Raw genomic sequence first — 16,899 nt, 5'->3', positions numbered from 1 at the left:
GAGAGGCTTTTTTGTAGGATATAATCCTGTCAAATTAGGCCGCTAACATCAATGAATAGACTAATCGTTTAATCCTCGGCGAATAAGTAAATTATCAATATTGGGCTGCTTACCTGTGTAGTTGATATAATCTTGCATTAAATCTTGGCTATTTCCTTTTGAAAGAATCGCTTCTCGGAATTTATTACCATTTTCAAGAGAAAGCCCTCCATTACTATCCATATAAGAAAAAGCATCTGCCGCTAGTACTTCTGTCCATAAATAAGCGTAATAACCTGCTGAATAGCCGCCGCTAAAACTGTGACTAAAATAACTGGTTTTATACCTTGCTGGCACCGTCGCATAATCAATACCGTGCTTAGCCAATACTTTATGCTCAAAGTCTGAAACGTTTTCAATCGGCGTGTCTACGCTAATCGAGTGCCACTCAAGGTCAAGAAGTGCAGCAGCAAGGTACTCTGTTGTATCATGGCCTTGATTAAACTTATGTGATTTAAGCACTTTATCTAGCAGCGGTTTAGGGATAGGCTCACCTGTTTGATAATGTTTTGCGTAATGTGAGATAACCACAGGGTTGATATCCCAGTCCTCGTTAAACTGAGATGGGAACTCTACAAAGTCTCTTGCCGTAGCAGTACCCGCAACACTTGGGTATTCAACCTTAGAAAACAGCCCATGGACTGCGTGACCAAACTCGTGAAACATGGTGGTTACTTCATCAAAAGTCATCAATGTCGGACTGCCAACAGAAGGCTTTGGAATATTTAGAGCGTTGTAAACAACAGGTCGATTACCTAACAAACCAGATTGAGTTACAAATTCGTCCATCCAAGCGCCGCCGTTTTTACCCGGCCTTGCATAGGGATCTAAATAGAAAAGACCAATGGAGCTTGCGTCTTTATCGAACACTTCAAATGCCTTAACATCGTCATTCCAAACAGGTAGATCAGGACGAGGCTTGAACTCTATGCCATAAAGCTTATGCATCGCATAGAACAATCCATCATTAAGAACACGATTAAATTCAAAGTAAGGTTTCAACTGGCTTTCATCGAGATCAAATTTTTGTTGGCGTACTTTTTCAGCGTAAAAAGCCCAGTCCCAAGGCTGCAGTTTAAAGCTTGTCCCTTGCATGACTCTTTGTTGTTTGGTGATTTCTTGTTGTATATCTTGCGATTCTAACTCCGCTTTAGCGATGGCCTTTGGTACCAAGGAATCTAAGATCTCAAATACTGCAGCCGGTTTTTGTGCCATCTGATCGGCAACCGCATAAGCAGCCCACGTTTGGTAACCGAGTAATGTCGCTTTCTCCGCGCGAAGTTTCGCTATCTCGATAGCTAAAGGTCCATTAACATCTATCGCGCGATTAGCTGATGCATGCCATATTTGTTGACGTAACTCGCGGTTAGTTAATTGCGATAATATCGGCTGCCTTGTGGTGTTAACGAGGGTTATCATATACCCCGTTTTTCCTGCCGATGTCGCCGCTCGCTTAAGCGCCGCTATATCGTCAACAGAGAGTCCATCTAGCTGTGCAATATCACTTACCATAATCGCGTCATTTTCAAATGACTTGAGAACATTCTGTGAATATTCAGCAGTTTTATTGGCTAGCGCTGCATTAATAATACGAACTCGAGCTTGCTCATCGATGGAAAGCTTAGCGCCTGCTCGAACAAATTTATTATAGTAAATAGCTGTTAGTCGTTGCTGCTCTGGCGTTAATAATGATTGCTTTTTATAAACAGTTTCAATTCTAGAGAAGAGAGCTTGATTAAGATAAATATTGTCGGTATGCCGCGTCAGCTCTGGAGTGATTTGAGCTTGGATCTTCTGCATCTCATCATCAGAATTTAATCCTAATAAGCCAAAAAAAATCCGCGAGACTTGATTCAGCTCTTGGCCCGAGGCTTCCATTGCTACAATGGTATTATCAAAATTGGCCAAGGATGGATTATTGATGATCGCATCTATCTGTTCATCATGCAGTTGCATACCCACTTTAAAAGCTGGCAAATAATCACTGTTATGAATTTTATCGAATTGGGGAGCGTGGTCTTGTAACGGACTTGGATAAAGCAACACGTTTTGGATTGGTATTACTGCAGTTTGGACCGCATTAGTTAGGTTTAGCTTCCTAGCCTTAACCGCATCTGTAGACTCTACAGTGCAGCCAGATAATACAAATGACATCCCTGTAGCCAGGGCAATCCCCAGGGTGATATGATTTTTACGCATATAGATCTCCTTCTTTTTTGAGTTATTCTGTCGTTATATTTCTTCTGATTACGCTCTCATAACTGACTCATTAGTAACGGGACACATCATGTATTCCCGTCCTAAAAATCAACTTAAGTAAGAACCCGTTTATGGGTTATTCCAGTGTTTAATGTGTGAAAGGCGTTTGCGCCACTTGTTGAAAATCCAGCGCCATGGTGATACTTAGCGCTGTTATGGTAAGAATTGAAAACCCAAAAACTTGTCGCGCCCACCTCTGTAAGTTAATTCCTTGGCGATAACCTTTTAGCGCCATCGCCAGCCACCATAAGCTGGTAGCACAAGTAACGGCCATAAAGGTTATTCCGGTATACCCAGTTAATGGCAGTAAGCTACTGACCAAAGCAAAAACTGCTATATAAAGCACAATATGCAATTTAGCTTTGGTCATGCCTTTAGCTATGGGTAAAACGGGGATTTTTGCAGCAAGGTAGTCGTCATATCGGAAAATAGCTATCGCATATGAATGCGGCATCTGCCAAAGACTAAACATCACTAACAAGATAACCGCGCCAATATCCAACTTACCTGTAACCGCGCAGTAGCCAACTACTGGAGGCACAGCCCCAGAGAAACTGCCGACTAATGTGCCGTAGACCGAACGACGTTTCATGTACAGGCTATAGAAACCCACATAAACTAGGTAACCGACGGCAGCAAACAATAAAGCGGTTGCATTGGTGAAATATGCCAAAGCCCAAAATCCTGCTACACCAAGTAAGCCAGCCAATGCCAATATGCTACCTAACGACGCCTCGCCAGTAGCAGTCACCCGATTACACGTACGCTGCATTTTTACGTCGATATCTCGGTCAATACAGTTATTCACCGCGCAACCTGACGCAACGACTAAAGACAATCCGATTAGAGTTGCCAGCATCAAGCCCACATTGACATCCCCTTTTGCTGCCAGCAAAAAGCCTCCAGCAACAGAAATTAAATTTCCAAGAATGATCCCAGGCTTAGTGATTTGGACATAACCTAATAGATTCGCCTTATAGCGAGTTAATACAGCAGGTGGCGTAGTCAACGGTGTTGATATCAACTGACTTATATTTTTCATTATCAATTTCTCGCTACATCATCAATGCATTCGCAGCGTAGATAATCCACACTGACAAGCCTACGACCATGACAATAACCAAGGCTGTAAATAGGAATGAGAATGTATTGAGGCGACCCTTTGTCGAAAAATCCAAATGCAAAAAATACTTTAAATGCACAACGATTTGTACGATAGCCGTTACAAGCACAACCGCAATGGTGATCTGCTTATCAAATGGCGCCTTCATCACCGACCAAAAAGGAATGGCGGTTAAGATGATCGACAGCACAAAGCCGATTAAGTAGGACTTAATCTCCATATAAATTGAATCAACTTGCTCGATATTATTCAACTTTGATTGGCTCATGAAATAACCCCTAATAAATACACAAGCGTAAAGACGCAGATCCAAACAATATCCAGAAAGTGCCAAAACAGACTTAAACAATTTAAGCGGGTAATACTGCGATTATTTAGACCGGTTTTTAGTATTTCGACCATCATAATGGCCATCCAAATTAGCCCAGCTGTAACATGTAAACCATGCAAGCCAACGAGCGCAAAAAATGAGGATAAAAACGCACTCCGCTGGGGACCATGGCCAGCCATAATCAAATGGTGAAACTCATACACCTCCATACCAATAAATACGCAGCCCAACGCAAAAGTCACTAACAACCAACTTAAGGTGGCTATACGCTTATTGCGTTTGGCACAAATAAAAGCGAACCCAAAGGTAATACTGCTAAATAACAGGGAGAGGGTTTCAACTAACACAAAGTTCAATTCAAATATGTCTTTACCTGACACACCGCCATCAGTATTCATGTACAGCACTGCATACGTTGCAAATACTGACGCAAATAAAATGCAATCCGTCATCAAGTAAAGCCAAAAGCCAAACAGTTTTGTATCATCGCTATCATGATGCTCAACCGGATCAGCTGATTGCACTTGTTGCGTCATACGCTCCATTGCGATCTCCATATTCATACAGCCCCCTTTGCTACGGCATCTAAGTGCGCAGTCTCAATTGCGGTGATCTCATCACCTTGAACGTAATAATCGTGTCCATTGCTATAAGCTCTAACGAGAAAAACGATAAAGGCGCCCATCAAACCAGCAATAGCTAGCCAGAGAATGTGCCACACAGCAGCAAAACCTGCGGCGGTCAGTGCGAGCGCGATTAACACACCACAAGCGGTATTTTTTGGCATATGGATTGGTTGGTATTGTGCGTAACGCTGGTAAGCGATGCCTTTTTCTTTCATATCTGTAAATGCATCGATATCAGAAACCGTTGGGGTTACTGCAAAATTATAGAACTGAGGCGGTGAAGCTGTTGACCATTCAAGTGTATGCCCGTTCCAAGGGTCACCAGTAGTATCAAGGTTTTGCTCGCGGTCACGAAAGCTCACATAGAGCTGAACAAACTGCAAAACAATACCAGCAAAAATGATAAACGCGCCCACTGCGGCAAAGTAGATCCAGAAATTCCAATCCGGGTTATCGGTGTGGCTAATTCGACGTGTCATACCTAAGAAACCAAGGACATACAAAGGCATAAAAGCAACGTAAAAACCAACTTGCCAACACCAGAATGAGGCCTTTCCTAAACGTTCATTTAAGGTAAAGCCCATTGCTTTTGGGAACCAATAAGCAAATCCGGCTAAATAGCCAAACACAGCGCCGCCCACAATAGTGTTATGAAAATGCGCAATCAAAAACAGACTATTGTGCAATACATAATCAGCACCCGGCAGTGCTAGCAGCACACCAGTCATGCCGCCAATGGTAAAGGTGGTCATAAAACCTAAGGTCCATAACACGGGTACTGTCACTCGGAGACGGCCACGATAAATGGTAAATAACCAGTTAAATAACTTCACCCCAGTCGGTACAGCAATAACCATGGTCATCACCCCAAAAAAGGCATTGACATTAGCGCTAGACCCCATAGTAAAGAAGTGATGTAACCAAACAATAAAGCCTAAAATAGAGATAGCACCGCTCGCCCAAACCATTGACTTATAGCCAAATAAACGTTTTGAGGTAAAGGTCGAAATTACTTCAGAGAAAATACCAAAGGCCGGTAAAATAAGAATATAGACCTCAGGGTGTCCCCATGCCCAAAATAAGTTGATGTACATCATGGCGTTACCGCCACCGGCATTGGTGAAAAAGTGAAAATCCATATAACGATCAAGCGTTAGCATTGCCAACAACGCCGTCAAGATTGGAAATGAGGCCACAATTAAGATGTTGGCCCAAGTGCAGGTCCAAGTGAAAATAGGCATCTGCATCAACTTCATACCCGGTGCACGCATTTTCAATACTGTGGCAATAAAGTTAACGCCTGTTAGGGTCGTTCCTATGCCGGAGATCTGCAGCGCCCAGATATAATAATCAACTCCGACTCCTGGACTAAATGCCAATTCAGACAAAGGTGGATAAGCTACCCAGCCCGTTTTGGCAAACTCACCTAAACCCAGTGAGATATTGATCAAAACCGCACCAGAGGCGGTAAGCCAGAAACTTAAATTGTTTAAAAATGGGAAGGCCACATCACGAGCACCAATTTGTAGTGGCACCACTAGGTTCATCAGACCAATCATAAATGGCATAGCCATAAAAATGATCATAATCACCCCATGAGCAGTGAAGATTTGATCATAGTGCTCTGGTGGTAAGTACCCCGCTGCGCCGTTAGTAGCAAGCGCCTGCTGGGTTCGCATCATAATGGCATCAGAAAATCCTCTGATCAGCATGACCATAGCCAATACGATGTACATAATCCCTAAACGTTTATGGTCAACAGAAGTGAACCAATCATTCCATAGCACGTTCCACTTTTTATATTTAGTAATAAGACCAGCAATCACAATCCCAATAACGGCTACGGCTGCTAATGTCACCATAATAATAGGTTCGTGATACGGTATAGACTCTAAAGTGAGCTTTCCAAAAATAGACATGGTTACTTTGACTCCCCATGTTTAGCGGGCATATGCCCTGAATGTTGTGACATATCCATGCTGGGTTCCATGTACATATATTGCATAACGATATGGTTGAACATGCCTTTACTCGCGTGGCCATAATATTGAACGGGATTGTTTTCACTCGGTTTAGCCAACAGCTGGTAACTTTGCTCGTCCAGTTTTTGATCATGACTTTTCACCTTAGCAACCCAAGCATCGAACTCTTCAGGAGTCGCTGTGGCTATCGCTTTAAATTTCATTCCTGCGAAACCAGCACCACTGTAATTGGCAGAAATACCATTGAATGTCCCAGCTTCGTTGGCGATTAAATGCAGCTGAGTTGCCATACCCGCCATTGAATAAATTTGACTACCTAGTTGCGGAATGAAAAATGAGTTCATCGCGGTATCAGAAGTTATTTTAAAATTAACCGGAACATTGGCAGGAAAAGCCAATTCATTAACAGAAGCGATCCCCAGTTCAGGGTAGATAAATAACCATTTCCAATTAAGCGAAACCACTTCTACCTCAATGGGCGTAGCTTCGTGTTTTAATGGTTTGTAGGGATCAAGTTCATGGGTGGATACCCAAGTAATGACGCCTAAAATTACAACAATAACTATGGGGACGAACCACACGACAGTTTCTATCAGTGTTGAATGAGCCCATTTAGGCGTGTATATCTCGTGATCTCGACCGTCGCGATATTTCCATGCAAAAAACAACGTCATGAAAATAACCGGAATGACAACAATCAACATTAGCAGCGTGGCAATAACAATGAGGTTTTTCTCATCGATACCTATTTGTCCCTTAGGATCTAACACGCCGCCTGCGCAGCCACTAAGCAATATCGAAAATATTGCCAAAGTCGCTTTACTCAAACTTTTAATAAACAAAGGAAGATTCCTCTAACCTTAAAGCTTTATCTCTCTGTAGACAGGACAACACTTGCACTACAGCATTGGCTATTATCTTTATCACGCAGTTATAGCCATGCTTAATACGCACAGGTATGACCATGTATATTTATGATTTTATTTGATAATAGCTATGTGCTAAAAAACAAAAAGCCAAAGCGACTCTTAATCTTTTATCAACAAATTAAAGGTGTGTTTCTAAATAATAGAATTTACAAACACTGAGAAAAGTAAGGTGGAGCGCGGCAACCGTGTGCGACAGCCACTTGTGAGGAAGTTGGGGCAAGGTGCGTAATTGGCGTTTGCTTGTGGATCAGGAGATCGTTCAGCAGTTTATGAATATAGCGAACGAGGCGCCATAATTGTTCGACAACGATTGGGTTAGTCAGCAGTAAACTGGCAAAACTAACGCCCAAACATTCTAAAATAAAGCTGTCACCTAGCGCGATTAATTCACTAACATCAACCAATGCGCCAAGACTTTCTGAGAATAAAAGTAAAATCAGCCCATTTACAAACAGGGAATAACTAACTTTTTTTACATTAGATTCTTCTGTCAAGCGTGACAGTGTCGTAATCCATTGCTGTGAAGAAGTTAATTTCAAACAATATCCTGCTTATTGAGTGCCGTTGATAAATGCGAGCAATTCGTTAATGCACTTGTAAAAATTGCACACTATACAGTCAACATTTCATTATTTAAGAGAGTAAGTACGAATCAAACTTATTAACCGTACCCTCGTAAATGTGGAGAGTAGCAAGAAGCCATCACAAAATGAAAGTCACTTTCTGCTTAAAATGCTTATTTATATTAAATAAACCTTAATAAACACACTCAAGATCCAACTCGTTAACAGATTTAACAAAATAAAAACCACTCAACTCTCAAAAAAACCTACCAACCAGACCTGGGTCACACCAAGCAGCCAGCACAAGCCGACCACCTCACACTTTAATGAATTAACGCTCAAATAATAGCGCTCCATTACCTAGGCATTTAACAGATTAAGAACTTAAAACGATTTCAGGGACAGCTAAAAATCAATCAAAAATTGTGAGGTACATCACTTATTAAGCAGTTTTGGGTCAATTTGTCTAAGGGGATATTATTTTGATGATCCAGTTCAACTGCTTTAAACCTGCTTTGTGTACTATCCCACAAAGGTCCGTAAAGCTTGACGCATATCAAGAACCATCGCATTTATGAGGCCTAGACTGTTTTGGTTGAGCAATTTCCTTATAAATAAAAAAAGGTTTAACCATGGAAACACATGAAGCCCTTTATCAGCAAGGTTTAGCGCGAATAGAACAACTTCGCCAGCTAGAACCACGTGGTGGTGAAACGCTACAGCAAAAAATGCAACAAAACGGCATAACCCGTCGTGACTTTATGAAATGGAGCGCTGCAGTGACTGCAATGCTCGCTCTGCCACTGCCTTTTAGCACTTTGGTCGCTGAAGCTGCAGAGCTTGCTGATAGAGTGCCACTCGTTTGGTTACACCTCGCTGAATGTACTGGTTGTTCCGAATCTTTGATCCGTACCGATAGCCCCAATCTCGATACCCTTATCTTTAAACATGTTTCACTCGAATACCACGAAACCTTGATGGCCGCTGCGGGCTGGCAAGCAGAAGAAAACCTTGAGCATGCGCTAAAAGCCTATAAAGGCAACTACCTGCTTGCGGTTGAAGGTGCTGTACCAACCGCTAATAACGGTGCCTACTTAACGGTAGGCTGTAAAGGCCATACAGGATTACACATAGTTAAAGAAGCCGCAGAAGGTGCGGCAGCGATTATCTCTGTCGGCACCTGCGCCGCATTTGGTGGTATTCAAGCCGCTGCACCGAATCCAACCGGTGCCAAAGGTGTTTACGAAGTTGTCGATAAAACCGTGATTAATTTAAGCGGTTGTCCACCGAGTGAAAAGAATATTGTCGGCACACTGATGTACTTCATTATGTTCGGCAAGCTACCTGCCCTTGATATGTTTAATCGTCCTAAGTGGGCTTATGGGGCGCGCGTACATGATAACTGCGAGCGCCGTGGCCGCTTTGATGCCGGCGAATTTGTAGAAGAGTTTGGCGATCAAGGCGCTAAAGATGGTTATTGCTTATATAAAGTCGGCTGTAAGGGCCCGTACACCTATAACAACTGCCCAACAGAGCGATTCAACCACCATATCAGCTGGCCCGTGCTTGCAGGCCATGGCTGTATCGGCTGCTCAGAGCCAAGTTTCTGGGATGATATGGCTGACTTTGAAAAACCTTTAGGCAGACAATTACTGCATGGTTTAGATGCCACCAGCGACACCATAGGCGCAGTTATCTTGGGTGCCACCGCAGTGGGAATTGGCGCACATGCTGTCGCCAGTATTTTAGCCAAGCCTGAAGAGGAATAATCATGAGCAAACGTGTAGTAATCGATCCTATCACTCGTATTGAAGGTCACCTTCGTGTAGAAGTCGAAGTTGACGAAAATAATGTCATTCAAAAAGCATGGTCTTCTTCAACGTTATGGCGCGGTATTGAAGTGATTCTCAAAGGCCGTACACCTATGGATGTCGGGCTAATCGTTCAGCGTATTTGTGGTGTCTGTACCTATTCTCACTACCGCTGCGGTACTGAAGCCGTTGAGCATGCGTTAGGGGTAAAAATTCCACTTAACGCAAAATATTTACGTAGCTTGATGCAAACATCCTTGTATATGCACGACCATATTGTGCATTTCTATCACTTACATGGCCTTGACTGGGTAGATGTGGTTTCAGCGTTAAGTGCAGACCCAGCACTAGCTGCCCAAGAAGCAATGAAGTACACCGAAAACCCTATTGCTGCAGGTGAAGGCGATCTCAGAGCGGTACAGCAAAGGGTTAAAGGCTTAGTTGAAACCGGCAAGCTTGGTCCTTTTGCTAACGCTTATTGGGGCAATGGCACTTATAAGTTCACACCGGAACAAAACCTCATTGCGCTATCTCATTATCTAAAAGCACTTGAAGTTCAGCGCGTCGCCGCAGAGATGCTTGCCATCTTTGGTGGTAAATCACCGCACCCGCAATCAATCGTAGTGGGTGGTGTAACCTCTGTCCGCGACATGCTAAGCCCTGCTCGCTTACAAGAGTGGAAGCAAAAGCATGAAATGGTGCATGACTTTATCATTCGCGCTTATAAAGCCGATATTGTTATGGCAGCAGCGGCATTTGGTAGCGAGCCGAGTGTATTGGGTGGCGTCAATATTAAAAACTTCTTAGCTTGTGACGACTTCTTACTCGGTGATAACCAGTACATGTTTAATCAAGGCGTGATTATGAATGGCGACTTGGCCAATGTAGCTGATTTAGATCCAGATATGATCTCAGAAGATGCGACCCACGCTTGGTATAAAGCTGATAAACCAGAGCATCCTTATGACGGAACAACAGTCCCTGATTACACCGGTTTTGTTGAGCGCGATACCGTGTACGGCAAGCTGCCTACCGTTGATGGCGACGGCAAGTACACTTGGGTTAAATCACCAAGATACAACGGAGAACCTGTAGAAGTTGGTCCTTTAGCGTGTCTATTAGTCAGCTATGCCCGTGGCAATCAAGTGGTCGTTGATGCAGTCAATGGCTTACTTGAAGCAACAGGTCTACCAGTTGAAGCACTGTTTACGACCTTAGGCCGTACAGCTGCGCGTATGCTGCAGACGGTTATTGTTGCTGAAGAAGGGCTAAAGACTTTCGACGCCATGCTAACCAACATGCAGTCTGATGAATCGACCTACGTTAAACCTGAGATCGACTCAAGCAAAGAATATGTGGGCCACGCCATGATTGAGGCGCCGCGCGGCATGCTTAGCCATTGGATCCGTATCAAAGGTGGCAAAGTTGAAAACTATCAAGCAGTGGTACCCACCACTTGGAATGCTGGACCTGTCGACGCACAAGGCAAAATGGGCCCTTATGAAGCATCGCTGATTGGTTTGAAACTTGAAGATCCAACTAAGCCTTTAGAAGTTATCCGCATTATTCACTCTTTTGACCCTTGCATGGCATGTGCAGTACACGTCATGGATTACAAAGGCCAAAACTTAGGTGAATTTAAAATTGATCCCAACGGATTTTAACCAAGGGGGATAGCATGACAACTCAATCTGCGCCCTACCATAGAGAACTAATCTTTGGTGCAGCGATAAGAATATTCCATTGGCTAAGAGCATTAGCCATTTTGGTACTCATCATCACAGGGTTTTATATATCGTGGCCATTTTTAGTGGCTCCCGATAACTCTGATGTATTAGTACAGGGCTATATCCGCGCTGCACATCAAGTTTTTGGTTTTTTACTGGTAGCGATCACCATAGTACGTGCTTATCTATTCTTTTTTGGTAAAAGCGACATTGAGCGCCGCTCCTTTAAAGATGTGATGAGTGTGAAGAGTTGGATAACTCAGCTTAAATCATACCTATGGATGGGACATTTAGACAAAGCTGGAGTATATGGCCCGCTGCAGTTCGTGACTTACTTAGCAATATCTGTCGTTGCATTATTAATCTGTATTACAGGATTGGTCTTATATGCCAATGTATATCACGAAGGTCTAGGAGGGTTATTAGCGCCAATGGCTAATTGGTTAACGGCTTTGATGGGTGGATTAGCACCAGTGCGGATCTGGCATCATTACCTCACTTGGGTATTTATTATATTCGTGGTGATCCACGTTTATATGGCTGTTTGGTCCGGCATTCGCTTTAAGCACAACTCTGTTGACTCTATTGTCTCAGGCTACGATTACCATAAGAAAAAATAAAAGGAAAACATGAAGGTATTGCTACTTGGTATTGGCAATGTCCTGTACGCCGATGAGGGCATCGGCGTACACTTCGTCAATTACATCCAAGAAAACTACAGCTTCCACCATCCTATCGAACAACTCGATATTTTAGATGGTGGAACACTTGCCCAAGGTTTAATTCCCACTCTTTGCCAATATGACTACCTAATTGTGGTCGATACGGTTAACGCTAACGGCGTAGCACCAGGCGAAGTGTATTTCTTTGATTTTGATAAGGCACCCGCTGAAATTGATTGGCAAGGCAGTGCTCACGAAGTTGAGATGCTGCAGACTTTGATCATGATGGACATGGTAGGCGACCGCCCTAAAACTTTTGTGCTAGGCATTACTCCTACCGTTCTTGAGCCCATGACATTAGGTTTAACCGAACAAATCCTTAGCGCTGTGCCGTTAATGGAAACCACATTATTACGCCATTTAGACTCTTTAGGTTTTACTCACCAACGTATTGCACATATCGATATCAACAGCCTTATTCCCGATTCATACAAACGTGGCCTTACTGCAGATGAAGAATATTAGATTTGAGTTTAACTGTAATCGAGAAGTGCCCTTTTACGGGCACCTTTGCAACCAATACCTACACAGCGAACAATTTGATCTTTGCATTGGTCAACAAGGCAACCTTTACTTTATAGAAGCCCAAGGTAAACAAACAGAACTAGAAAACCTTGCAGATACCATTGCCAGTGACTTTTTATTGTCAACTTCCCTTGAGCAGCCTCAAATACGCGCTATCGAAAATATAACTGGCACTAAAACCTTATTACCGCCAAGTGCATTAGATTTAGAATATTGCCAACATTGCCAGCCAAAATTTGCCGACAATCAGTCAGCGAATTTTGGTGACGTTAATTACCCTTGCCAATGTTGCAACGCGCACCTTCGCTTGCCTGCTTCGCTTAAAGAAATAAAGCTGCAAGAGATTAAAAACCTTGTTCGTCAATTAGAAGAACTAGGCGAATTAACCATAGAACACAACGGCATAAAACAACATATTAGCTTTAAGCCGATAGCCAAAGACAACACCGAACAACGCGCTTGTTTAATGATTTGTAACCCGAATAATCTGAATGCGCATTTTTCGGTGACCAACCAACAAGTGTTAGCCTTATCAAGTATCGAAAAACCACGTATTACCGCACGCCCTATCGCTAAACACCCTCGCCTAGAGCAAGCCTTATATGAAATTTGTTTTGCTAAATCTAGGTTATTACTGGTGATCTGCGAGATCCTCCGGCAAAAAGGTATCGATTTTATTTATGTCGAAAATAGCGATAACCCGCAAATGGTGCAGCTCAATGGGCAGTGGGTAAGGTTGAACACCGCGGTGACAAACAGTATTCATCGATACCCTGCACACAGAGAACCTTTACATGACAATGCACAGCAATACGCTTATGACTCTATGAGAAAGGTAAGTTGTCTAGCTAACTGCAAAAACCATGTTATCAAAGTCAAAGTTGAGCACGACAAGCAACAGCCAGATCCAAACCTTATACAACAAAGTAAAGATGCAGCTACGTGCGCATTACACGCCAGTTGTATTAAACAGAAAAAACCAAAACATAAAGCTGTCATCTATTTCAGTGACAAATTTAATAATCAGATCCTGACATTGGATGCAAAACAAAACACCGACCTGTTCTTTGAGTTCCCTGTTTTACCCAATAACGGTTATGAGATTGTCCACCAGCTTGAACTCTCAGCGCAAAAGCCACTAATCGAGAAATTTAAGCAACAGTTCCCCGAAGATTACATCAATCTATTATCGTTAAAATTAACGTCACCAACTAATAACGTACAAAGCCTTTGGGCCATTGCCGCGATATTCTTGGGCGCCGTGACCGCAAAGCCAAATATCAATGCCCTATCTAAACAGCAATTAAGTGATTACATCATTGCAAAGGGCATGTGCCACAAAGGTGCTAACGCGCCTAGAATTGACTTCCCTTTAACCCGAGGAGAGGCGTTCCGCAGTTTAAATTGGTGCAAAACATTAGGCAGTATTATTAGCTTTCGCCTTGCTGAAGCCGACAATATTGAAAAGCTGGCTTTTGGGATGCATGACTCCCTTGCCGACTTTATCTGTAACTGGATTGAGCATCTAGATCAAAACATTAGCATTAAAACGGTATTGTTATCGGGAAGCGGCTTTGCAAATGAGTTACTAGGGCAAAGACTATCGCTACGACTCGGAAAAAACTTTTTACTAGAGTGTAATCCCGAGCAAGATCTCGAAGGCGTCAACCTTGCTGTCGGTGCGTTATATTTAAAACGCCGTAGGCACGTTTAAATGACGCTAAATAACTTAGTCATGCGGCAACGCATAAAAATTACCGGCATCGTTCAAGGTGTCGGTTTTAGGCCGTTTATCTATCGCCTAGCAACTGAGCATCGGCTCTTTGGCAGCGTCTTAAATAATAGTGAAGGCGTAACCATAGAGGTGCAAGGCAATCAAGCCAGCTTAAACGCCTTCATTAAGAGCATTGAGCATACCCCGCCGCTTGCTCGTATCGACAATCTACACGTTCAAACAATCGCGACGGAGCACAACTGTCACCAATTTAATATCATCCACAGTGAAACCAATGCCAAAGCCCATGTTGCTGTATCGAGTGATAAGTCGACCTGTGCAGATTGCTTCAAAGAGATTAATGATCCGCATAATCGCCACTATCGATACCCGTTCACCAATTGTACAAATTGTGGACCACGCTATACCTTGATTAACGCTCTACCCTACGATAGAAAAAACACCTCCATGGCGAGTTTTACTATGTGTGATGCTTGTAGCGCAGCGTACAGTGATCCCTTGGATAGGCGCTACCATGCCCAACCTGTTAGTTGCCCTAGTTGCGGGCCACAACTTAGTTTTAAAACACCCACATTAGCCGTTATTGAGAATAACAATAACGCATTGACCCAAGCCGTAAACCAACTAAAAGCCGGCAAAATCCTCGCGATAAAAGGGTTAGGTGGCTATCACCTTGTTTGCGATGCAACCAATACAGATACCATAGCAATACTAAGACAACGAAAAGCGAGGCCTGCAAAACCTTTTGCAGTCATGGTGGCAAGCAGCGACATAGCAGCGGAGCTGGTTAGTGGTAATAAAACCGAATGGCAAACACTGGCAAGTGCTGAACGACCTATCGTAATAATGCAAAAATTGTCAGCGTCACAGTCTTTACCCAACGCGATTCAAACTTGTTCCATCGGCTCACTGAGTCCGCTCGTTGCTCCTGATATCGATAGGCTTGGGGTGTTTTTACCCTATACGCCATTACATCAATTACTGTTAGATGCGCTGAAACGTCCACTTGTTATGACCAGCGCCAATTTAAGTGGTGAGCCAATAATCATCAACAGTGAGGAGATAAGTTCAAAGCTAGGACATGTTGTTGACTACATACTCGACCATGACCGCATCATTTTAAATGGCTGCGACGACAGCGTGGTACAGGTTATCAACGACAAGGTACAAGTTTTACGTCTGGCGCGGGGTTACGCGCCTTTGTCAATCCACACACCTAATCCCATTAAACAGCAGACTCTCGCCATTGGCGCACAGCAAAAAAATAGTCTCTGCTTTGGTGTAGAGAACAATCTTTTTCTAAGCCCTTATATTGGTGATATTGTTTCTGTAGAAGCTGAAGATTATTTTCATAAGACTTTGGAAACCTTCACCCGCCTATATCAATTTTCCAGCCAGCACATTGTCCATGATCTGCACCCTGACTATATAACCAGTCAATGGGCTGTAGAACAGGCGGAATCGCAAACAGCTAGGACTATTCGCTTAACCTCTGTTCAACACCATTACGCCCATATTCTTAGCGTGATGGCAGCAAATCAAATGACCACACCTGTGCTAGGTTTTAGTTTTGATGGCACCGGACTTGGCGATGACCACACCTTATGGGGTGGTGAAGTCATCTTATGTGATGTGCACGATTACCAACGTTTGGCACACATTAAACCGTTTCAATTAATTGGCGGTGAGCAAGCAATCAAACAACCTTACCGAGTGTTACTTAGCCTTTTACTTGAAAAATACTCAAAGCAAGAATTAACACGATTAAAACTGACCCCGTTAGCAAACATCAATCCAAACGTGCTCAATAACCTCACTGCGATATGGTCTAATAACACCAGTATTAAATGTTCCTCTGTCGGTAGATTGTTTGATGCCGTGGCTGTGCTACTTGGCTTAGTAACGGATATTCAATATGAAGGCCAAGCAGGCATATTGATAGAAACTGCAGCTAACCGTGTTGTTAATGAAAATAACATCAATTTTTATCACAGCAAAAATAGCACAGAGAATGACATTAACCACGCCGGCGACAAACTATCGATGACGCTACATTGGCAAGCAAAAGATAGCGCCTGGGACGCATCAGATTTAATAGCACAACTTGTAGATCACGTCGTCTCCGAGCCACTGACCGAGATACGCACCGCACTACTTGCTAAAGCCTTTATGGATGCAATAGCCAATATGGTGTGTGATTGTGCAAAACAACTTAATCCGCTTCATTGCCCTAAGCCGCTAACTAAACAGAGCCAGCAAAATCACGTTCCCTATCCAATAGTGCTAAGCGGCGGCGTGTTTCAAAATCACTACTTATTATCGCTTTGTTAAAACAAACTAAAGCAACAGGGCTATGAAGTGCTTAGTAGCCACAAGGTCCCAATCAATGATGGCGGTATCGCTTTAGGTCAACTCTGGTTCGGGATCCACAATCCACCGACAGCGACTCAAAGCGCTTTTACTTAAAACGAAATCGTTAACGTGAGATACATCACCAGTTAAGCGATTCAAAGCTGATTTACATCAA

At 43.1% G+C, this 16,899-nt stretch carries 12 protein-coding genes and 1 pseudogene; 6 read left to right on the top strand and 7 right to left on the bottom strand.

The window, feature by feature from the left end; translation table 11 throughout:
• Positions 1-60: 60 nt before the first annotated feature.
• From L2748_RS08945 to L2748_RS08915, 7 genes are all read right to left on the bottom strand, one after another.
• Complete coding sequence (locus tag L2748_RS08945) at positions 61-2,238, bottom strand: M3 family metallopeptidase (RefSeq protein ID WP_220781627.1); 2,178 nt, start codon at positions 2,236-2,238, stop codon at positions 61-63.
• 148 nt (positions 2,239-2,386) lie between these two features.
• On the bottom strand, positions 2,387-3,340 hold the full coding sequence (gene cyoE / locus L2748_RS08940) for a heme o synthase (RefSeq protein ID WP_220781626.1): 954 nt from the start codon (positions 3,338-3,340) through the stop codon (positions 2,387-2,389).
• Positions 3,341-3,353: 13 nt separating this feature from the next.
• Complete coding sequence (gene cyoD / locus L2748_RS08935) at positions 3,354-3,689, bottom strand: cytochrome o ubiquinol oxidase subunit IV (protein ID WP_220781625.1); 336 nt, start codon at positions 3,687-3,689, stop codon at positions 3,354-3,356.
• Complete coding sequence (gene cyoC / locus L2748_RS08930; RefSeq protein ID WP_246616179.1) at positions 3,686-4,288, bottom strand: cytochrome o ubiquinol oxidase subunit III; 603 nt, start codon at positions 4,286-4,288, stop codon at positions 3,686-3,688. Before cyoC ends, cyoD begins: the two co-directional genes overlap by 4 nt.
• A gap of 23 nt (positions 4,289-4,311) precedes the next feature.
• Entirely contained in the window at positions 4,312-6,297 is a 1,986-nt protein-coding gene (gene cyoB / locus L2748_RS08925; protein ID WP_220781624.1) for a cytochrome o ubiquinol oxidase subunit I, read from the bottom strand.
• Positions 6,298-6,299: 2 nt separating this feature from the next.
• Positions 6,300-7,202, bottom strand: a complete 903-nt coding sequence (cyoA, locus tag L2748_RS08920) for a ubiquinol oxidase subunit II (protein ID WP_220781623.1) — start codon at positions 7,200-7,202, stop codon at positions 6,300-6,302.
• A 233-nt stretch (positions 7,203-7,435) separates the two neighbouring features.
• Positions 7,436-7,828, bottom strand: a complete 393-nt coding sequence (locus L2748_RS08915) for a hypothetical protein (protein WP_220781622.1) — start codon at positions 7,826-7,828, stop codon at positions 7,436-7,438.
• Positions 7,829-8,484: 656 nt separating this feature from the next.
• Between L2748_RS08915 and hyaA the strand changes: the two genes are divergently transcribed.
• From hyaA to hypF, 6 genes and pseudogenes are all read left to right on the top strand, one after another.
• Positions 8,485-9,621, top strand: a complete 1,137-nt coding sequence (gene hyaA / locus L2748_RS08910) for a nickel-dependent hydrogenase small subunit (RefSeq protein WP_220783237.1) — start codon at positions 8,485-8,487, stop codon at positions 9,619-9,621.
• A gap of 2 nt (positions 9,622-9,623) precedes the next feature.
• Complete coding sequence (gene hyaB, locus L2748_RS08905; protein WP_220783236.1) at positions 9,624-11,327, top strand: nickel-dependent hydrogenase large subunit; 1,704 nt, start codon at positions 9,624-9,626, stop codon at positions 11,325-11,327.
• Between the two features lie 14 nt (positions 11,328-11,341).
• Positions 11,342-12,010 carry a Ni/Fe-hydrogenase, b-type cytochrome subunit gene (cybH, locus tag L2748_RS08900; RefSeq protein ID WP_220783235.1) on the top strand — a complete coding sequence of 223 codons (669 nt, stop codon included), beginning with the start codon at positions 11,342-11,344 and terminating at the stop codon, positions 12,008-12,010.
• Between the two features lie 9 nt (positions 12,011-12,019).
• Entirely contained in the window at positions 12,020-12,577 is a 558-nt protein-coding gene (locus L2748_RS08895; protein ID WP_220783234.1) for a HyaD/HybD family hydrogenase maturation endopeptidase, read from the top strand.
• Positions 12,564-14,351, top strand: coding sequence for a Kae1-like domain-containing protein (locus L2748_RS08890; RefSeq protein WP_220783233.1), 1,788 nt, complete (start codon positions 12,564-12,566; stop codon positions 14,349-14,351). Before L2748_RS08895 ends, L2748_RS08890 begins: the two co-directional genes overlap by 14 nt.
• A pseudogene (gene hypF, locus L2748_RS08885) lies at positions 14,352-16,838 on the top strand (carbamoyltransferase HypF).
• Positions 16,839-16,899: the final 61 nt, after the last annotated feature.

This window comes from Shewanella sairae (assembly GCF_023283535.1).
Classification (GTDB): domain Bacteria; phylum Pseudomonadota; class Gammaproteobacteria; order Enterobacterales; family Shewanellaceae; genus Shewanella; species Shewanella sairae.
This window is presented reverse-complemented; position numbering and strand designations above follow the sequence as displayed.